Origin of the sequence: Actinocrinis sp., from assembly GCF_035605935.1 — a bacterium.
GTDB lineage: Bacteria > Actinomycetota > Actinomycetes > Streptomycetales > Catenulisporaceae > Actinocrinis.
The window spans coordinates 1-19,949 of record NZ_DATNGK010000127.1 but is presented as its reverse complement, the minus strand read 5'-3'; the positions used below and the strand labels follow the sequence as shown (position 1 = coordinate 19,949).

General features: G+C 67.3%; 13 protein-coding genes and 1 pseudogene. 12 read left to right on the top strand and 2 right to left on the bottom strand.

The window, feature by feature from the left end; genetic code table 11:
- From VN779_RS10905 to VN779_RS26435, 5 genes and pseudogenes are all read left to right on the top strand, one after another.
- On the top strand, positions 1-567 hold a 567-nt coding region (locus VN779_RS10905), incomplete at its 5' end, for a cellulose binding domain-containing protein (protein WP_325722352.1).
- Between the two features lie 76 nt (positions 568-643).
- Positions 644-2,599 (top strand): cellulose binding domain-containing protein, encoded by a 1,956-nt coding sequence (locus VN779_RS10900; RefSeq protein ID WP_325722351.1) that lies wholly within the window; start codon positions 644-646, stop codon positions 2,597-2,599.
- Positions 2,600-2,784: 185 nt separating this feature from the next.
- Entirely contained in the window at positions 2,785-5,400 is a 2,616-nt protein-coding gene (locus tag VN779_RS10895) for a glycoside hydrolase family 2 TIM barrel-domain containing protein (RefSeq protein WP_325722350.1), read from the top strand.
- 119 nt (positions 5,401-5,519) lie between these two features.
- A pseudogene (locus VN779_RS10890) lies at positions 5,520-6,848 on the top strand (right-handed parallel beta-helix repeat-containing protein); the annotation flags it as partial.
- A 144-nt stretch (positions 6,849-6,992) separates the two neighbouring features.
- On the top strand, positions 6,993-7,271 hold the full coding sequence (locus VN779_RS26435) for a cellulose binding domain-containing protein (RefSeq protein ID WP_349260737.1): 279 nt from the start codon (positions 6,993-6,995) through the stop codon (positions 7,269-7,271).
- Between the two features lie 98 nt (positions 7,272-7,369).
- On the opposite strand, the gene VN779_RS10885 is transcribed toward VN779_RS26435, so the two are convergent.
- A complete protein-coding gene (locus VN779_RS10885; protein WP_325722348.1) occupies positions 7,370-8,599 on the bottom strand; it encodes an SGNH/GDSL hydrolase family protein in 1,230 nt (409 codons plus the stop codon).
- Positions 8,600-8,968: 369 nt separating this feature from the next.
- Here VN779_RS10885 and VN779_RS10880 point away from each other — a divergent pair, with 369 nt between their 5' ends.
- From VN779_RS10880 to VN779_RS10850, 7 genes are all read left to right on the top strand, one after another.
- Positions 8,969-10,150, top strand: coding sequence for a sensor histidine kinase (locus tag VN779_RS10880; RefSeq protein ID WP_325722347.1), 1,182 nt, complete (start codon positions 8,969-8,971; stop codon positions 10,148-10,150).
- A complete protein-coding gene (locus tag VN779_RS10875; protein ID WP_325722346.1) occupies positions 10,147-10,809 on the top strand; it encodes a response regulator transcription factor in 663 nt (220 codons plus the stop codon). The genes VN779_RS10880 and VN779_RS10875 overlap by 4 nt, the downstream gene beginning before the upstream one ends.
- A gap of 112 nt (positions 10,810-10,921) precedes the next feature.
- A complete protein-coding gene (locus VN779_RS10870; protein WP_325722345.1) occupies positions 10,922-11,887 on the top strand; it encodes an ATP-binding cassette domain-containing protein in 966 nt (321 codons plus the stop codon).
- Between the two features lie 3 nt (positions 11,888-11,890).
- The gene (locus tag VN779_RS10865) at positions 11,891-12,706 is read left to right on the top strand and encodes an ABC transporter permease subunit (protein ID WP_325722344.1); all 816 of its coding nucleotides are present in this window, start codon (positions 11,891-11,893) and stop codon (positions 12,704-12,706) included.
- A gap of 98 nt (positions 12,707-12,804) precedes the next feature.
- Positions 12,805-13,752 (top strand): alpha/beta hydrolase, encoded by a 948-nt coding sequence (locus tag VN779_RS10860; RefSeq protein ID WP_325722343.1) that lies wholly within the window; start codon positions 12,805-12,807, stop codon positions 13,750-13,752.
- 958 nt (positions 13,753-14,710) lie between these two features.
- The gene (locus VN779_RS10855) at positions 14,711-16,180 is read left to right on the top strand and encodes an RICIN domain-containing protein (RefSeq protein ID WP_325722342.1); all 1,470 of its coding nucleotides are present in this window, start codon (positions 14,711-14,713) and stop codon (positions 16,178-16,180) included.
- 253 nt (positions 16,181-16,433) lie between these two features.
- Complete coding sequence (locus VN779_RS10850) at positions 16,434-17,951, top strand: arabinofuranosidase catalytic domain-containing protein (RefSeq protein WP_349260736.1); 1,518 nt, start codon at positions 16,434-16,436, stop codon at positions 17,949-17,951.
- Positions 17,952-18,037: 86 nt separating this feature from the next.
- On the opposite strand, the gene VN779_RS10845 is transcribed toward VN779_RS10850, so the two are convergent.
- A partial coding sequence (locus tag VN779_RS10845; protein WP_325722340.1) for a GH12 family glycosyl hydrolase domain-containing protein occupies positions 18,038-19,949 on the bottom strand: 1,912 nt, incomplete at its 5' end.

Sequence of the window (19,949 nt, the reverse complement as noted above, 5' to 3'; positions counted from 1 at the left end):
AGTCAGAGCGGCACCGTCGGCACGCCGGTCAGCGCCGTCCAGGTGCGAGCCACCGACTCGGCGGCCGGTCAGACGTTGACGTATACGGCGACGGGTCTTCCGGCGGGGTTGTCGATCAGCTCCTCGGGGCTGATCACCGGGACGCCGAGCGCGGCCGGGACGTTCAACGCGATGGTCACCGCGACCGACAGCACCGGCGCATCCGGCTCGGCGTCCTTCACCTGGACGATCAGTGGCGGTAGCACCGGTGGCGGCACCTGTCAGGTCTCGTACGTCAAGAGCGAATGGGCCGGCGGATTCACCGCGAACCTGACGGTCACCAATACCGGCACCAGCAGCGTGAACGGTTGGACCCTCACCTGGAGCTTCCCGGGCGACCAGAAGGTCACCAACGCCTGGAACGCCACGCTCACCCAGTCTGGACGCTCAGTGAGCGCTACGAACGTGAGCTACAACGCCGCGATCGCCCCGGGCGGCAACGTCCAATTCGGCTTCCAGGGCACCTGGGCATCCAACGATGCCTCACCCATCGCCTTCACCCTCAACGGTGCCGCATGCACCTCGTGACCTGCGGCATCGGCGGCTCGTAGCGATGGCTTAAGCAGTGACGCGCGGATCAGTTCACAGAGAAAGAGGCAATGGCATGTCAGTACCCACCGATCGCCTGGCGCGCCGCGCCCACACCATGGTTCGCGCTCGGAGGCGTGCGGCCGCGGCGACCGCGGCTGTACTCGTCACTACCGGCCTGGCCGCGTTCACCCTGGTCCAATCGGCCAGCGCCGCGAGCGGGTGTCAGGTCTCGTACACGACGAACTCGTGGTCGGGCGGTTTCACCGCGAGCATCTCGATCACGAATCTCGGCTCGCCGCTCACCAGTTGGACCCTCGGATTCACGCTGCCGGGCGGCGAAGCGGTGGGTCAGGGCTGGAGCGCCACCTTCAGTCAGTCCGGGCAGAGCGTGAGTGCCACGAACATCTCCTACAACGGGTCGCTTGGCACGAACGCCAGCACGAGCATCGGGTTCAACGGCACCTTCACCGGCTCCGCCTATCCGGGCGACCCGACCGCGTTCACGCTTAACGGCACCACCTGTACCGGCGCAGTCTCCACGGGTTCTGCGACGCCTAGCCCCACGCCCTCGGGGCCCGCCGGTAGTTCGAGCCCGAGTGCGAGTGCGAGTGCGAGCGCGACCTCTCCGGCAGGGTCCGGCGGTGCCACGCTGCAAAACGATGTCTTCTGGAAGGACACCTCCGGCAACCCGATCTACTCCCAGGGCGGCGGGGTGCTCAAGGTCGGGGCCACCTACTACTGGTACGGCGCGAAGTACAACGGTGCGGTCACCTATTACAACAACCCCGCCGCGGGCAAGAACGGCGACGTCTCCATCAGCGCCATTACGTGCTACTCCTCCACCGACCTGGTGCACTGGAAGTTCGAGGGCAACGCGATGACCCCCGCGGACACCGGCGGCGGCTGGGTCGGACGTATCGGGATCGCGCACAACCCGAACACCGGCAAGTACGTGCTGATCGCCCAGGCGGGCAGCGGGCTGGTGTTCGGCACCAGCAGCACTCCCAACGGTCACTTCACCCGGGCGGCCACGCAGTCGACCATCGCGAACGTGAGCACCGGCATGTCCGGCGACCAGTCGGTGTTCGTCGACGACGACGGGCAGGCGTACCTGGCGTTCAGCAACAAGAGCGGCCGCTCGCATCTGTATGTCGCACAACTGCGTCCTTCCGACTTCCTGCAGGTGGAGCCGGCGGTGAACATCTACAACAGCTCCGCCGGCGGGCGTGAGGGCAACATCATGTTCAAGCACGCCGGGACCTACTACTTCTGCTCCTCGGATCTGCACGGCTGGAACGCCTCGCACACTTACTGCATCACCTCCTCGAAGGTGAGCAGCGGCTACTCCGCCGAGTTCGTACTCGCGGGCACGGACGCCGACTTCTCCCACGTCACCCAGACCGGCCTGGCGTTCGCGGTTAATGGTTCGTCAGGCTCCTTCGTCGTGTTCGGCGGCGACCGCTGGGCCGACTTCGCCGGCAACGGCATCGGCTACAACCAATGGGTCCCGCTCACCTTCAACGGCACGACGCCGACCTTCCACTCGCTGAGCCAATGGAACGTGGACGCCGCCGCGGGCACCTGGTCGGTGGGCAGTGGCAACAACTACGTGCTCAACCCCAGCGTCGAGGCCGACCGGGTCTCGACCAGCACGATGGCCGGCTGGACGGAGTCGGCGAACGTGGCCAACCACTCCGGCGGGCACACCGGGCGCTGGTCCATCGCGCTGTCCTCCTCCTCCGCCTACACCGCGAGCGCCTCGCAGAACATCACGCTGCCTAACGGCACCTACACGCTCTCGGCCTGGATCAAGAGCAGCGGCGGACAGCACAGCGCGAACCTTTACGCCAAGAACTTCGGCGCCAGCGAACTGGACCACTCCATCAACCAGTCGATCGGCAGTTGGACCCAGGTGAGCATCACCGGCATCACCGTGACCAACGGATCCATCCAGATCGGCATCTCCGCCAACGCGAACGCCGGCAACTGGATTTACGCCGACGACTTCAGCCTCATCCAAACCGGCTGACAGGTCCGATCGCGCTTCAGTCGTCGTCGGAGCCATCGGGCCCTAGCGCTCCGTGACGTGACTTCGGCTGGAGCGGCGCCGCCAGCGCCAAGTACATCAACCCACAGAGAAAGAAGTGCCCCATGTCAGAACCCAGCGGTCGCGGCGCGCCCCGTGCCGGCGCGGCGCCCCGCACGCGTAGGCGAATGGCCGCCGCGACCGCCGCGGTGCTGGCCACCGCCGGGCTCGCCGCGGTCACCTTCGCCTCGAGCGCGCACGCGGCGGGCGGGTGTCAGGTCTCGTACACCGCGAACTCGTGGTCGGGCGGTTTCACGGCGAGCATTTCGATTACGAACCTGGGCTCACCTCTCACGAGCTGGACCGTGGGATTCGCGCTGCCGGGCGGTGAAGCGGTGGGTCAGGGCTGGAGCGCCACCTTCAGTCAGTCCGGGCAGAGCGTGAGTGCCGCGAACGTCTCCTACAACGGGTCGCTTGGCACGAATGGCAGCACGAGTATTGGATTCAACGGCACCTTCTCCGGCTCCAGCTATCCTGGCGATCCGACCGCGTTCACGCTTAACGGCACCGTCTGTAACGGCGCGGTGCCAAGCTCATCGCCGACAAGCACCTCGCCTTCGCCCTCGCCGTCGTCGAGTGCGTCACCCGTCGGCAGCGCGAGCCCCAGCCCGTCTCCGAGCAGCACCGCAACGGGTTCCGGCCAGCCGCGTACGATCGTCGACTTCGACCCCGGTTGGCTGTTTCACTACGGTGACGCGAGCGGCGCGAGTTCCGCTTCGTACGCTGACAGCGGGTGGCGCAGCCTGAGCGTGCCGCACGACTGGAGCATCGAGGGCCCGAACCCGCCTTCGAACCCGTTCTCCTCGTCGGCGGCCAGCACCGGCCGCGGCGGTTACCTTCCCTCCGGTATCGGCTGGTACCGCAAGCACTTCTCGCTCGCCAACGTTCCCGCCTCGCGCAAGGTGTTCATCGAGTTCGACGGCGTGATGGCGAACGCGTCCGTGTACGTCAACGGCACATTGATCGGCACGCACCCAGACGGATTCACCAGTTTCCGCTACGACATCACCTCGGCGGTCAAGTTCGGCGGCGCCGACAACGTGATCGCGGTCAAGACCGACACGAGCCTGCAACCGGCCTCGCGGTACTACACCGGCGCCGGGATCTACCGCGATGTGCGCCTGATCGCCGCCGATCCGGTGCACGTTGACCAGTGGGCCACCTACGTCACCACGCCGAGCGTGAGCACGTCGGCCGCCACGGTGCACGCGCAGACCACGGTGGTCAACAGCGGCAGCGCGTCCGCGAGTGTGAGCGTGCAGGGCGTGCTGAGCGACCCGAGCGGCATCGCGCTGCCCGCGGTCACCACGGCGTCGAAGATTATCGCGGCCGGGGCGTCGGCGAATTTCAGCTACGACGTCGCGGTCAGCAACCCGCGGCTGTGGGACACCACCAGCCCGAACATGTACTCCCTGGCAACCAACATCCTCGTGTCCGGTGCCACCGTCGATAACGACGTCACGCCGGTCGGCATCAGGAGCCTGACCTTCAGCGCCTCGAGCGGGATGAGCCTGAACGGACACAGCGTCAAACTCAAGGGCGTCGCGATCCACCAGGATTACCACGCTCTCGGGATGGCGGCCCCGCAGGAGGCGATGCAGCGGCGCCTGGCGCAGCTCAAGGCCCTGGGCGTTAACGCGATCCGCACCGCGCACGAGCCGCCGAGCCCGGCGTTCCTGGAATTGACCGACAAGATGGGTTTCCTGGTCCTGGACGAGTTCTTCGACACCTGGACCCAGCACAAGTACAGCGACGTCGGCGACTACGCCACCTACTTCAACAAGACCGCGTCCAGCCCCACCGGCACCCCGGCCGTGCCTGGCGCCAGCGGATCAGTGCCCTGGTATCAGGTCGACGCGACGAGCATCGTGCTGCGCGACCGGGACCATCCCAGCGTCGTGATGTGGAGCGCCGGCAACGAGATCCGCGACTCGCTCTCCACCCGCGAACCCTTGCTGACCAGGATGGTGTCGATCTCTCACACGCTGGACCCGGGCCGTCCGGTCACGCAGGCGCTCTTCCGGCCGTCCGACAGCGGCGACGTGACCGGCGCGACGCGTACAACGCTGGACGTGTTCGGCGGCAACTACCGGCCCAACGACGTGCTGCAAGCGATGGGCATGTCCCCGCAGCGGCCCGGACTGCTCACCGAGATGGGCACCAGCACCTCTGACTGGAACACGGTGACCAGTAACCCCGGCCTGATCGGGGAGTTCCTGTGGACGGGCGCCGACTACCTCGGCGAGGCCGACGGGCTGTGGCCGACCGTGGGCAGCAGCGCGGGCCTGATGGACGCGGTCGGGACGGTACGGTCCATCGGGTACTCCTGGCAGAGCACCTGGGGCGCGCCGCGCACCGGTCCGCCGCCGAGCGGCAGCACCGCCAGCAAGGTCGTGCTAAGCCCGGACCATGGCACGGTGTCCACGGACGTCAACGACATCGACTACGTCAAAGCGACCATCGCGGACAGTTCCGGCCGGGTGGTGACCGGCTCCTCCGCCGCCATCACCTTCAGCATCAGCGGCCCCGGCGTCATCGTGGCGGTCGACAGCGGCAGCCAGACCGACGAGAGCTTCCGCGGCAGCGTGCGCAAGGCATATCAGGGCATCGCCTACGCCCTGGTGCGCGCCACCGGTCCCGGCACCATCACCCTGACCGCCAGCGCCGGCGGACTCACCCTCGGCACCGCCACCATCACGGGCACAACGGCTCCGTTCGTCCCCTGTTCCGGAAGCTGCAACTGACCGACTGGCTACTGGTATCCGTGCCCGCCCGCGATGACAGGCGGGCGCGGATCGCCACGGAAATTCCGTGACCACCACGGCACCAGCTACCCACGTGATTCGGAGTGAGTATGAGACAGATGAGAGGTGCCGCGGCTGCGCTGGTGGCTTGCGTGGTCGTGGCGGGTTCGGGCTTGCTGGTCGCGGTGGCCGCGGGGGTGAGCAGCGCTGCGGGCGCGGCCTACTACGTGGCGCCGGGCGGTAGCGATAGCGCGGCGGGGACGCTGTCGGCTCCGTGGGCGTCGTTCGCGCACGCGCAGAGCGTGGCGCGGGCCGGGGACACGGTGTACTTCCGCGGCGGCACCTACACCTACACGCATGCGGATAGTTCGTGTGCCAGCCAGACGGCGAGCGTGAACGCGATCAGCGTGAACAAGAGCGGCAGCGCGGGCGCGCTGATCAGCTATGTGGCGTATCCCGGGGAGCGGCCGGTCTTCGACTTCTCGAAGGTGAGCGACGACTGCCGGATCAAGGGCTTCGATGTGACCGCCAGCTACGTGCACCTTAAGGGCCTGGAGGCGGAGGGAGTGCCGCAGAACAACTCGCTGAACCACGAGTCCTGGGCGATCTGGATCACCGGCAGCGACAACGTCTTCGAGCAGCTGAACCTGCACAACAACATGGGGCCGGGGCTGTTCATCCAGGACGGTGGCGGCAACCTGGTGCTCAACTGCGATTCGCACGACAACTACGACCCGCACAGCTCGGACGGGGCGGGGCAGAACGCCGACGGGTTCGGTGCCCACATCTCCGCCAACCACCCGGGCAATGTGTTTCGCGGGGACCGCGCGTGGTGGAACTCCGATGACGGATACGACCTGATCAACGCGTTCTCCTCGGTCACCATCGAGGATTCGTGGTCCTGGCGCAACGGCTACCTGCCGGAGTCCACCACCCCGGCGCCCTCCGGTAACGGCAACGGGTTCAAGGCCGGCGGCTATGGCGGAAAGTACGTCTCCGGCGGGGTGAAGCACACCATCGAGCGCGACGTGGCGTTCGACAATTCGGCGGCCGGGTTCTACGCCAACCACCACACGGTGGCCGACGACTTCTTCAACAACACCAGCTACGCCAACCACGTGGACTACAACATGCTGGGCATCTCCTCCTCCGGTGCGGCGATCGGCATCGGCACCCTGCGCAACAACATCGCCTACGGCGGCACCCTGACGGCGAACATGTCCGGCACCAGCGCCGCGGACAACTCCTGGAACCTGAACGTGAGCATGTCCAACGCGCAGTTCCAGAGCGTGTCCACCACCGGATGGGACGCCCCGCGGCAAGCCGACGGGTCCCTGCCCAACCTGCCCAACCTGCACCTGGCCTCGAACAGCACCCTGATCGATCGGGGCGTGAACGTCGGTCTGCCCTACAACGGCTCGGCTCCCGACCTCGGCGCCTTCGAAACCGGAACAGGATCAGGCTCGCCGTCCCCCAGCCCGTCCAGCAGCCCCTCCACCTCGCCGAGCCCGTCGAGCAGTCCGTCTAGCAGCCCATCCAGCAGTCCCTCGGCGTCGCCCACCTCGCCTCCGCCGACAGGCGCGTGCGGCGCGGTGTATCAGAGCCAGAACTCGTGGTCGGGTGGTTTCCAGGCGCTGGTGACGGTGACTGCGGGCAACACGCCGATCAACGGTTGGACGGTGCGGTGGACCTTAGCCAGCGGACAGTCCATCACCCAACTGTGGAACGGCACCTTGAGCACCAGCGGTTCGTCCGTCACGGTGACCAACGCCTCCTACAACGGCGCGCTAGCCGCCGGGGCATCGACAACGTTCGGATTCACCGCTGCCGGATCCCCGTCTAACCCAAGACTCACCTGCACCAGCCCGTAACCGCGAGTGCGTTGTACCTGCATCCCCGGCCGGAATCGCCGAGGATGCAGCACAGCCCGGTGGGCAGGAGATGATTTCGTGCTCGTCAATGAATCACCTCACTGAGTGAACAGGGTGTACGGCAGGGCATTGGCGAGGGAGTGGTATCCGGCGGGGTTGAGGTGGAGATGGTCGCCGCTGTCGTAGATCGGCTGGAGGCGGCGGGGATTGGCGGGGTCTCGGACGGCCTGGTCGAAGTCGGCGACGGCGTCGAACTGATGGCTCGTGCGGATCCAGGAGTTGACCGTCTGGCGGGCGGCTTCGTGGGTTCCGGCCGGGTCGTCGTAACTGTTGCCGCCGAACGGCGTGATCGTCGCACCGATCACCTTGATGCCGGCCGCGTGCGCTTTGGTGATGAATTGCTGGTAAGCCGCGATCAGGGCGTTGACGGTCGTGGGGGAGCCGTTGACGCCCAGGTCGTTGACGCCCTCGAAGACGATCAGCCATTTGACGCCGCTCTGGCCGAGCACGTCGCGGTCGAAGCGGGAGAGCGCGGTGGGGCCGAGCCCGCCGCTCAGCACCGCGTTGCCTCCCGCGGCCTGGTTCGCGACGGCGACGTCGGCGGTGGCGCTGTGCTTCTGGAGCCGGGCGAACAGGTCGTCAGGCCAGCGGTCGTTGCCGTTGGTGGTGGAGCCGCGGCCATCGGTCAGGGAGTCGCCGAGCATCACCACCGCGCCCGCGTGCGCTGGTGCCCACACGTCCAGGCCGCTGAGGAAGTACCAGTGCTCGACCGGGGTCGCGTTAGCCAGGGTGGTGTCGGTGAGGTGGTTGCCCTGTGCCAGGTAGGAGGTGGTGCGGGAGCCAGGGTGTGAGGTGATGTGGTTCGATGCCTGCCCAGCGGCGAGGTAGAGCGTCACGGTGAGGTTGGATCCGCTCGCGACGTTGAGGTACAGCGGGTCGGATATCGATTCCTTGCCAGCGGGGACGGTCACCGCCTTTTGGCCGCCGAAGGTCACTATTTTGGCGCTTGCCGCCTGGATTGCGCTCACGCCCGCGGCCCCGCCGGCCGGTATGGCTATGGATGCGGCGGTGATCGGGAGCGCCGCGCCGCCGAAGATGTTGTTGAGGTGCAGTCGGAACCGGGAACCGCCGATCGAGACGTGAATGGTCTGGCGCAGCGTGGTGTTCGCCATGACGTGGTTGCCCTGGGTGTATGGGGCGGGTGGCATGTTGGATGCCTCGGTCAATTGCGGCATCGACGTCCAGGTCGCTACCCAGTGGTCGCTGCCTGGACCGCTCGGCGCAACTGAGAGGGATGCGGTGGCTGCGCGGGCGGTGGCGGTGGTCACGACGCCGGTCGTACCCACCGTGAGGGCGGCTAGTGTTGCGAGCCAGAACCGATTGCGCGCGAACTTCACAGGCTCTCCAGACGGGTGAGGTCTCACGGCGGTGTTGTCAGTGATCGAGGTGCGCGACATTCAGGTTCGTGTCCTTATGCGCAAGGTATGTCGTGCTCGCGATACAAATCATCAAAACCTCTGCGACGAGCGCGAGGCGACGCTGATGAAGTCGAAGCCGAGTGCGAGTTCGTGTTCTGGGCCACGATGTCGCCGCTGGTTTCTCCACAACCCTTGCGCGCTGCTCTACGGTCGGCTGCGTATGTATTGGATACGTCGCCGGACGGACGCGCTGAAGCGTGCGCGACGTAGCATTTACGGGTGATCCACGAGGTGGCTGCCCCCAAGCGGCATGCGACCGCTTCCAGGCAGCGGGCGCTCGACGCGGGCGTTGCGGTCGCGGCAACTGTGGTGGCCGTTGTGATCAGCGGCCATGTCCCGGTAGCGGCGCACGATCGGCGCATCGACGCGTTCGCGTATGCGCTGACGGTCGTCGGCGGCGCCGCGTTGGCTTTCTGGCGCCGCAGCCCGCGGGTCGCGTACGGCGTGGTGACCGTCGCGCTCGGCTGCTATGTGGGACGGCACTACCCGAACGGACCGCTGCTGGCCTTCGGGCTGTTCGCGCTGTTCGCGCTGAGTTCCCGGGTCGACCGCCGGACCGGCCTGACCGGGGCGGTCGTGCTGGGTGTCGTGCTCGGCGTCGCCGGGGCGGTGGCCGGCGGCGGGATGACGCTGTTGCCGGTTTTCTACCTGGGCTGGTCCGCTGCCGCGGTGTTCCTCGGTGACGCGCTGCGCAGCCGCCGCAGCTATCTGCGTGAGCTGGAGGAACGAGCCCGCTATCTCGAACTCACCCGCGAGCAGGAAGCCCGTCGGCAGGTGGCCGAGGATCGGCTGCGGATCGCCCGAGACCTGCACGACAGCGTTGCGCACGCGATGGCGACGATTAACGTGCAGGCCGGCGCGGCGGCCCACGTGGTGGAGCGCCGTCCGGAGGTGGCCAAGGACGCGTTCGCCGCGATCCGCCGAGCCAGCGGCGAGGTACTCGACGAGTTGGCCGCGATGCTGACCCTGCTGCGCGACGACGGTGAGACGGCCGAGCGGGCACCGACGCCGGGGATCGGCGAGATCTCCCAACTCGTCACCACCGCCCGAGACGCCGGCGTCCCGGTCTCGCTGGTACTCGACGGTCCCACAGACCTCGTACCGCGGCCGGTGGGGATCGCGGCGTACCGGATCGTTCAGGAGTCGTTGACGAATGTCATCCGCCATGCCGGCGCTCAGTCTGCCGGGGTGACGGTGCGAGCCGGCGATGATCGAGGGCTGATCATCGAGGTCTATGACGACGGATTCGGGCCGCGCAGCTCGGTCGGCGCGGGTAGCGGCACAGGGACAGGCATCCGCGGCATGCGGGAGCGCGCGGAATCGACCGGCGGCCGACTCCATGCCGGGCCGGGTGCGCAGGGCGGATTCACCGTCCGCGCCGAGTGGGATGGTCGCCCGTGATCCGAGTCCTGCTCGCCGATGACCAGCCGCTGGTGCGCGCCGGATTCGCGATGATCCTCGATGCCGAAGACGACATCGAGGTCGTCGGCCAGGCCGATGACGGCGCCGCCGCGCTCGAGCTGGTCACCGCGCTCAAGCCGGACGTGGTGCTGATGGACATCCGGATGCCGGGCGTCGATGGTCTGGAGGCGACGCGCCGGATCGCCGGCAACGACGCCCTCGCCGACGTCAGGATCCTGATCCTGACGACCTTCGAGCTGGACGAGTACGTCTTCGAGGCGCTGCGCGCCGGCGCCGGCGGCTTCCTGGTCAAGCACACGCACCCGGGCGACCTGGTGCGGGCCGTGCGCGAGGTGGCGCGCGGCGAGGCGCTGCTCTCACCGAGCGTGACCCGCCGGTTGATCGCGGAGTTCGTGGCCCGCCCCGCCCGACCGGGCCTCGCTCCAGCCTCAATGGCCGTGCTGACCGAGCGCGAGCGCGAGGTGGTCGCCCTGGCCGCGCAGGGGCTGACGAACGACGAAATCGCCGCCGAACTGTTCCTCAGCCCCGCCACGGCCCGCACCCACGTGAGCCGGGCCATGGTCAAGCTGCAAGCCCGCGACCGAGCGCAACTGGTCGTGTTCGCCTACCAGTCCGGGTTGGTACGCCCGCCGTCGTAGCCGGAAGTGTCGCTCCGCGTCGGACGACGCGAGACCTGCTCGATCGCACGCTGGAGCACATGAACACGAACCTGACACCGTCCCACCACCCCTGCGAGGGGAGGGCGGACCGATGATCGAGTTGCAGCAGCTCACCAAGCGCTACGGTGACAGACTCGCCGTCGACGACCTGACCTTCACGATCCCCACCGGCCTCGTTACCGGATTCCTCGGCCCTAACGGCGCGGGAAAGTCCACCACGATGCGGATGATCCTCGGGCTGGACCGGCCGACCAGCGGCCGGGTGCTGGTTAACGCGATCCGCTATGACCAGCTCGTCGCGCCGCTCACCCACGTCGGCGCACTGCTCGAGGCAAAGGCCGCACAATCGGGCCGCAGCGCCTACAACCACCTGCTCTGGCTGGCCCGCAGCAACCGGATCCCCGACCGCCGGGTGGGGGAAGTCCTGGATGCCGTCGGCCTTCAGGACGTGGCGCGCAAGCGGATCGGCGGGTTCTCCCTCGGCATGGGGCAGCGCCTCGGGATCGCCGCGGCCCTGCTGGGCGATCCGGAAGTGCTCCTGTTCGACGAGCCGGTCAACGGGCTCGACCCGGAGGGCATCGTGTGGATCCGCACCCTGATGAAGTCGCTGGCCGCCGAGGGCCGTACCGTCTTCGTCTCCAGCCATCTGATGAGCGAAATGGCCCTGACGGCCGACCACCTGATCGTCATCGGGCACGGGCGGCTGCTCGCCGACCTGCCGATGGGTGAGTTCATCGACCGCAACTCGCGAAGCCACGTGCGCATGGTGACCGAGCAGCCTGAGGCGCTGATGGACGCGCTGGACGGCGAAGCGGTCGCCTACCGGCGCGGCGCGGACGGTGCGTTCGAGGCTGTGGGTGTCGAACCGGGCCGCATCGCCAAGCTCGCCTCCCGGCACGGTCTGGTTCTGACCGAACTCAGCCTCCAGCGCGCCTCGCTCGAGGAGGCGTTCATGGAGATGACCGCGGACGCCGTGGAGTACCACGCGGGTCCGGCTACCGGGGCGGCCGTGAAAGCGCCGGCAGTAGCAGCGCACGAGCAGCGAAAGCAGGGATAGAAGATGACCACCGCAACCATTGCCCCGCCGGTTCGCCCGGGCCTGCTCAGCCGGTGCGCACCGGTGATCAGCGCGGAGTGGACCAAGCTGCGCACCCTTCGTGGCCCGCGCGCGATGCTGATCGCCGGCTTCGTCGCCGTCGTCGGCGGCGGCGCGCTGCTGACCTTCTTCATCAACCGGAACTTCAACAGCTTGCCGGGCGACGCCCCCTTCGAGCCGGTGCGCAGCAGCTTCGGCGGCCTGGTCCTCGGCCAGCTCGCGATGGTCATGCTCGGGGTGACGATGATCGGCGGCGAATACGCTAGCGGCATGATCCGGGCCACGCTGGCCGCAGTACCCGAACGCGGACTGCTGCTGGCGGCAAAGTCACTGGTCCTGACCGCGGTCACCTTGGCCGCCGGGCTGGTGACCGCGTTCTCGACGTTCTTCGTCGGGCAGGCGATGCTCGGCAAGCACGGCGTCGGCATCGGCGACCCCAATGTCCTGCGGGCGGTGCTCGGCGGGGCGTTCTACCTGACGCTGATCGCGCTGTTCTCGCTCGGCGTGACCACGATCCTGCGCCGGCAGACCCTGGCGCTGGGCATCCTCATGCCGTTCTTCTTCCTGATCTCCGGCATCCTGCAGGCGATCCCGGGCGTGACGAAGGCGACCCAGTTCCTGCCGGACCAGGCCGGGCAGAAGTTCTTGCAGATCCATCACCAGTCGAAGGACGCGTTCGGGCCGTGGACCGGGGCCCTGATCACCATGGCCTGGGTGGCGCTGGCCCTGCTGGGGGCCTGGGTCACCCTGCGCCGACGGGACGCGTCAGCCGCGTCATGAGCAGCCAATCCATCACTCCGCCCAGCAACGCGTCGATCCAGCAGGGCGCTGAGTCCCGTTGGCGACCTCGGCTGAAACGATGGGGACGGCGCATCGCGATGGGATCTGTCGCGTTATTCGTCCTGACGACAGCGGCGTCGTTCGTCTTCAACGCGTTCACGGACAAGCGCGCCTTGCCCCCGCCGGGTCTGACCTATGTGGAGGCGGGCGGCATCCGCACCCGATACCAGGAATGGGGCAGCACCGGCACGCCGATCGTGCTGGTCCATGGCGCCTTCGAATCCGTCGATACCTGGTCGCGGCTGGCACCGCTGCTGGCCCGCGACCACCGCGTGTACGCCTTCGACCTCACCGGCTACGGCTACAGCCAACGCAAAGGTCCCTACACCGTCGACCATCAAACCGACCAGCTGCTCGGCTTCCTCGAAGCGATGCACTTGGGCGGCGCGGGCAATCGTCCCGTGTTGGTGGGACATTCAAGCGGTGCGGCCGTGGTCTCGCAGGCCACGTTGCGCGCGCCGGGACGTATCGCGGGTCTGATGCTGCTGGATGGCGACGCGCTGGACACCGGCGCGGGACCACCGACCGCCTTTCGCTACATCCTGATAGACCCGTACCGAACAAGCATCCTGCGTATCGGGCTCAGCTTCGACTCGCTGATCCGAAGCTTCTACAACTCCCAATGCGGACCCGGATGCCCTGCCCTCGATCACGCGGGCGTCGACGTATGGCGACGACCCTTCCAGGTATCAGGCTCCGAGGACGCGTTGTGGAGCATGCTCGGCGCGGGCGTACCCGGTATACCCGCCTCTCGGCTCGCGGACCTGCGCGCCGTGAACCTGCCCAAGTCCGTCGTCTTCGGCGGCAATGACGACGTCTTCAGCCCTCAAACGCCGACACAGACCGCGGAGCGCATCGGCGCCCCACCACCGACGATCATCCGAGATGCGAAGCACTTAACCATGATTTCCAACCCTGACGAGGTCGCGGCCGCCATCCGTGCACTCAGTGCGCGCGCTCGAACGACAGCGACACAGACCGGGTGACGCCCGCGTAGGCGCATCGAGGCGACGTGCTATGCCCGCGCAGTAATTCGTAACTTTCAGTGCCAGCTGCGTCTTGTTGGTCCGGGAACCATTGCCTTGATGTGCGCACTCGCTCGGCTCGGCCTCCGGGCTCCGGGGCGCCAAGGCGGATCGATTGACAAGGTTCCTGTCAAAGTCCACGCTGGCGCGGCTTAGCAATAACAACCATCTCTCTTGGTAATGCCGGTGCCGGACGCGCAACCGCGGGGGTGCCCCCGCGCCCGGGTGTCCTGACGCTGCAGCACTAGCCCACTGCGCGCAACCGACACCCCTAGCGCAGGGAACCCAGCCGCGGTCGGCTGGGTTCCCTGCCGCCGTGCGATCAATTCTGCGGCCTTCGAAGCACCGTGAAGCACCGTTACATCGAGCGCTGAAACTTTCCGCTCGAGCACGCAGGCTCCGCGTCGGCTGCTACGCGCCTCTCGAGGACGAGATGTGGACCGGTTCGCGGCCGTAGCTTGACGAACCGGTTCGATCTGTCAGTGTCATGTGACGTACGCCTGCGCCCGGCGTATCGCCGACGGGTGCTCCTTGACTGCCGCTGCCAAGGGCGAGGTCAGGCGCGCTCAATTACGAGCTCTGGCGCGTTCCGCGCGACGACAGACAACAGCGATTGACCGCTTGCGACTCCGGTCGTAATATCCCGTCGAGCTCACGATGTGAATCGGTTCGATGAATCTGGACCGTGTTTGATAAGCGCGCAAGCCGCCACGCCCGCCGGCTTGGCGGCGATCTATCAATGCCCGGCAAAAAGTATTCACCCACCGCTTGACTTCGCTGTGGGCCAGGTCGCGGCCGGCGTCGCGCTCGTCGGCCGCGGGACAGCGACAACGCGCGGGCTTACCCGTTGCCCAATCGACAGGCCGGGACTGCTGCGTCCCGGCTGTACCGGTGATGTCGCCGGGGAGAGGACAGTTCCATGTCCGTATGGAACCGCGAAGCCGTCGCGAAAAGAGTGCGGCGAAGGGCCGCGATCCTGATCGCCGCGGGAGTTGGGCTGGTGACCGCGTTGGTCCCGGCGGTACCCGCCGCGGCTGCCACGGTGACATTCACTCCCGGGGCCGCGTGGACGGATCAGAACGGCAAGCCGTTGCAGATGCACGGGCTGGGCATCGTCAAGGTCGGCGCCACGTGGTACGCCTTCGGCGAGGACAAGACCGGGGAGTCATCCGCCAACACCTCGTTCCAGGACATACCGTGTTACAGCTCCACCGACCTGCACTCCTGGACGTATCAGAGCGTGGCGTTGGCTCGGCAGGGCAGTGGTGACCTCGGCCCCAATCGCATCGTCGAGCGCCCGAAAGTCATCTACAACGCCTCGACCGGCATGTACGTAATGTATCTGCACGTTGACAACTCCAGTTACACCGACCGGCGAGTCGGTGTAGCCGTCAGTACTACTCCGTGCGGCCCCTACACCTACCGCGGCGGATTCTCCCCGCTGGGCAACCAAAGCCGCGACATCGGCCTGTTTCAGGACACTGACGGCTCGGCGTATCTGATGAGCGAGGACCCGAACGCCGGCCTGCGGATCGATCGGCTCTCCGCGGACTACCTCTCGGTGAGCAGCGCCGTCGCGCAGTTCCAGGATCTCGAAGCCCCCGCCATCGTGAAGGCCGGCGGCCGGTACTACCTGCTGGCCTCGCACCTGACCGGCTGGGGCACCAACGACAACGTATACGCCAGCGCGACCTCGCTCTCCGGGCCCTGGACCGGTTTCAGCGACGTCGCGCAACCCGGAACGAACACGTACAACAGCCAGACCGCGAACATCATCACCGTGCAGGGGTCGACGGCGACGACGTACATTTACGCGGGTGATCGCTGGACGACCAACAACCTCGGCACCTCACCGCTGATCTGGCTGCCGCTGACGATTTCCGGCACCACGGCGTCGATCAGCTGGTACAACTCCTGGACGCTCGACCTGACGGCCGGGACGTGGACGGCGGCCGCCGGCTCCGGACCAGTGGACGGCAGCACGCACTACCTAACCAGCGCGAGCAGCGGGCTGGTCATGGACGTCAGCGGTGCATCGACGGCGAGCGGCGCCAAGGTCGTGCAGTGGAGCAACCACAGCGGCACCAACCAGCAGTGGACCGTTCACAGCGTCTCCGGAAACATCTTCACCCTGGTCAACGTGAACAGCGGCAAGTGCCTTGAAACGCCGAACCAGTCGACAACCCAGGGCGTCCAGTTGGACCAGGGGACCTGCAACGGCTCGACGAGCCAGCAGTGGTCGGTGAATCCGGTCGGCGCGGGCTACAGCTTGGTCAATGTGCTGAGCGGTCTGTACGCCGACGTGTTCGGCGCGTCCGGCTCCGCGGGCGCCGCGATCGACCAGTGGCCCGGCAACGGCGGCGCGAATCAGGCCTGGAACTTCTCCTGATCAGCCACTGTCTCACCGATCGGAATCTCGCTCCCGACCCGTCACGTCGCGCCTGCGCGGCGGGACGGGTCGGCCGAAGGGGCTGCACCGCAAATGCCGTTCTCGACAACTCGATGAGGAGAAGTGAGAAGGGATGGACCAGACAGGTACGGATCGACCGGCCCACGGGCCTGGCACCGCTGACCGATCGCCGCGGGAGGTGCCAGGTCGGGCGTGGCTTGGGCGCTTGGCGACGAAGGGCCACGCGCCGCGGATGCGCCGTGGCCGCCGCGCGGTTTTGGCTTCCGCGGTAACCGCCGCCGCGGTGGTGTTCAGCGCACTGATCGGCGGCGCACTCAGCACGACCACGGCGCAGGCCGCTGTATCAGAGCCCTGTGATATCTACGCCGCCGGGGGCACACCGTGCGTCGCGGCGCACAGCACGGTGCGGGCACTGTACGCCGCGTACAGCGGTTCGCTGTATCAGGTGCGGCGTTCGTCTGACAACGCCACGGCGAATATCGGCGTGGTCGCCGCGGGCTCGGTGGCTAACTCCGCGGCGCAGGATTCCTTCTGTGCCAACACCTCATGCGTGATCACGATCGTCTACGACCAGTCCGGGCACGGCAATGACCTGGCGTATCAGGGGCCTGGCGGTTCTGGTGGTACGGATAAGCCTTCGAATGCGACCAGTGAGTCGCTCATCGTGTCCGGCGACAAGGTCTACTCGCTGTATATCAACCCGGGCAACAGCTACTGGCACAACGGCTCCTCCTCCGGGATGCCGTTGGGCAGCGCGCCGCAGGGTGCGTACATGGTGACCTCGGGTACCCACGTGAACGGTGGCTGCTGCTTCGACTACGGAAACAGCGAGACCGACCGGCACGCGGACGGCGCGGGGGCGATGGACGCGATCAACTTCAGCACCAGTTGCTGGTTCGGCGGCTGCAGTGGATCCGGGCCGTGGGTGCAGGCAGACCTCGAATACGGCCTGTTCTCCGGCGGCAGCCAGTCCTGGAATCAGGGGCAGCGCGCCTTCCCGAACCGGTATGTCACGGCGATGCTGAAGAACAACGGCACCACGCAGATGGCGCTCAAGGGTGGTGACGCGCAGTCAGGTGGATTGACCACGTTGTGGAACGGGTCGCTGCCCCCCGGTTACAACCCGATGCACCAGCAGGGCGCGGTGATTCTGGGCAGCGGCGGCGACTGCTGCGCTAGCGGCGGCGGCAACCTGAGCCTGGGGACCTTCTACGAGGGCGCGGTCGTGGCCGGCTATCCTTCCGACGCCACCGACAACGCGGTGCAGGCCAATATCGTCGCCGCCGGTTACGGCGGCACCGCGGGCACGCCTCCGCCCAGCTCGCCGCCACCGTCCAGCCCGACTCCGGCCGCCGGCGCACCATTGCACGCCGTGGGCGCGGGCAAGTGTCTGGACGACCCGAACTCGAGCACGACGCAGGGCACGCAAATGCAGATCAACTCGTGCAGCGGCCAGGCGGGACAGTCCTGGACGCATACTGCCTCCGGCGCGCTGAGCCTCACCGTAGGCGGGTCCACGTTCTGCCTGGACGCCAACGGGCAGGGCACCAGCCCCGGCACCAAGGCGATCATCTGGTCCTGCAACGGCCAGAGCAACCAGCAGTGGAACCTGAACGCCAACGGCACCATCACCGGAGCTCAATCAGGCCTCTGCCTCGATGTGACCGGGGCCTCGACCGCGAACGGTGCGCCGGTCGAACTGTGGACCTGCAACGGCGGCAGCAACCAGCAATGGAAACTCGGCGGATGACCGGCTGAGGACGACGTCGGCCCGGCATGCGCTGTAGCCGCATGCCGGGCCGACTCTTCTTTCCGCCTAACTCGTGGTGCCGTTGATCAGCTGGCGGTGCAGGTGAGCGTCGGGCTGGTGTTGCTGCCGCTGTAGGTGCCCTGGAATCCGAAGCTGGTGTTGGCTCCTGGGGCGATCGCGCCGTTGTAGCTCATGTTGGTGGCGCTTTCGCTTTGGCCGCTTTGCTGGTTGTTGGCGTTCCACATGTTGCTGACCTGCTGGTTGCCGGGCCAGGTCCAGGTGACCTTCCAGGACTTGGTGGCCGAGCTTCCGGTGTTGGTGACCGTGACGTTGGCCGTGAAGCCGTTGCCCCAGTCGCTGCCGACCTGGTAGACGGCCGTGCAGCCAGAACCACCGCCGGTGCTTCCCGCCGAGGTCATCGTCGAGATGGCCGAGGAGGCTGGCGAGACGTTGCCTGCCGCGTCGTACGCGACGACCGTGTACGAGTACTGCGTCGAGGGAGTCAGCCCCGTGTCGGTGAACGACGTGGAGGTAGTCGTTCCAGCCAGGGTGTTGCCGCGGTAGACGCGGTATCCGGCCACGCCGACGTTGTCCGTGGACGGCGACCAGGACAGTGAAACGCTGGAGCTGGTGACGCCGGTCGAGACGACGTTGGCAGGCGTCGACGGGGGAGTGGTGTCGCCGCCGTTGCTGCCGCCCGCGGTGGCGTCGAAGGAGAAGCTGCTGGTGGCCAGCCCCTGCCCGCCCTGCCAGATCTCGAAGCCGGCCTCGGCGTCGATCAGGTAGTTCGACGCGTTCAGCGAGCCGCGGGAGACCGCGTCATTGATCAGCGCCTTGACGTCGAGGTTGTTGAACGAGGTGCCGCCCGGGTTCAGCACGTACGAGATGATCTTCCACGAGGTCTGATTCCCGGTCCACACGTTCCAGTTGTACCCGGCCAGATTTGCCGTGCCGGTCTGGCTGCCGAACGGCTGCACGCCGCCGCGGCTGTTGAGCCAGATCATGATCTCCGTGCCGTCCGGCTGGCCGGTGGTGGTCGGGGTGGAGTTGAACCAGATGTCGTACGCCACGTCGTAGGCCCCTGATCCGGGCTGGACTGTGGACCACGAGCTTGTGGCGCTGCCCAGATTGCTCACCTGGATCGGCAGACCGCTGTTGGGCGTGCACAGGCCCCAGTGGCAGCCCTTGTAGATCGACGGGTACGTCGCGGGCGCCCCACTGGTGGTGAGGTTGAAGTTCGCGGTGCTCACATTCCACCCGGTGCCGCCCGCGTATGTGATGCACTGCTGCGCCGTCGAGTTCCACTCGTTGTTCTGCAGCATGTAGTCGCCGGCCGCGATCGTGCCGGTCGGATCGCACGTACTGGTGCCTCCGCCGCCGACCGAGCCCTGAGTCGTACCGGTCACCGGCGCAGAGGCCGAGGAGAGGTTTCCGGCCGCGTCATAGGCTTTGACCGTGTACGAGTACTGAGTCGAAGCGGCCAGGCCGGTGTCGGTGAAGCTGGTCGTGGTGGACGTGCCGGCCAAGGTGCTACCGCGGTAGATGTCGTAACCGGTCACCCCGACGTTGTCGGTCGAGGCTGTCCAGGTCAACGCGACGCTGCTGCTGGTGGTCGACGAGACGGTGACGCCGGTCGGCGTGCTCGGGGCAGTGGTGTCGCCGCCGCCGGTGCTGCCGCCGATCGCCGGGTACGCGTCCTGCACGAGCTGCTGGAATTGGGCCGGGAACCAGTTTCCGGCGGGGATGTCGTAGCCGGGGATGGCGTCGGTGGGGTAGGTGCCGCCGTTGCCGTCGGTCTGGGTGCCGTTGGGGTCGCAGTGCGGGTCGCCGTGGGTGTGGGTGGCGGTGGGGTAGTCCCCGTCGGATTCGCCCGGGGGCTTGATCCACACGTCGGCGATGATGTGGTCACCGGAGCCGTAGGGGTTGGCCTGCGGGCGCGCGCCGATGCCGGCGCCGTTGACGTTGCACCAGTCGCCGCGGAAGGGGCGCTGGTCCACC

Excerpts from the sequence above, each read along its gene's own strand:
- VN779_RS10900 (WP_325722351.1), top strand. The coding sequence starts at position 644 with ATGTCAGTACCCACCGATCGCCTGGCGCGCCGCGCCCACACCATGGTT.
- VN779_RS10895 (WP_325722350.1), top strand. The coding sequence starts at position 2,785 with ATGGCCGCCGCGACCGCCGCGGTGCTGGCCACCGCCGGGCTCGCCGCG.
- VN779_RS10870 (WP_325722345.1), top strand. The coding sequence starts at position 10,922 with ATGATCGAGTTGCAGCAGCTCACCAAGCGCTACGGTGACAGACTCGCC.
- VN779_RS10865 (WP_325722344.1), top strand. The coding sequence starts at position 11,891 with ATGACCACCGCAACCATTGCCCCGCCGGTTCGCCCGGGCCTGCTCAGC.
- VN779_RS10860 (WP_325722343.1), top strand. The coding sequence starts at position 12,805 with ATGGGATCTGTCGCGTTATTCGTCCTGACGACAGCGGCGTCGTTCGTC.
- VN779_RS10855 (WP_325722342.1), top strand. The coding sequence starts at position 14,711 with ATGTCCGTATGGAACCGCGAAGCCGTCGCGAAAAGAGTGCGGCGAAGG.
- VN779_RS10850 (WP_349260736.1), top strand. The coding sequence starts at position 16,434 with ATGCGCCGTGGCCGCCGCGCGGTTTTGGCTTCCGCGGTAACCGCCGCC.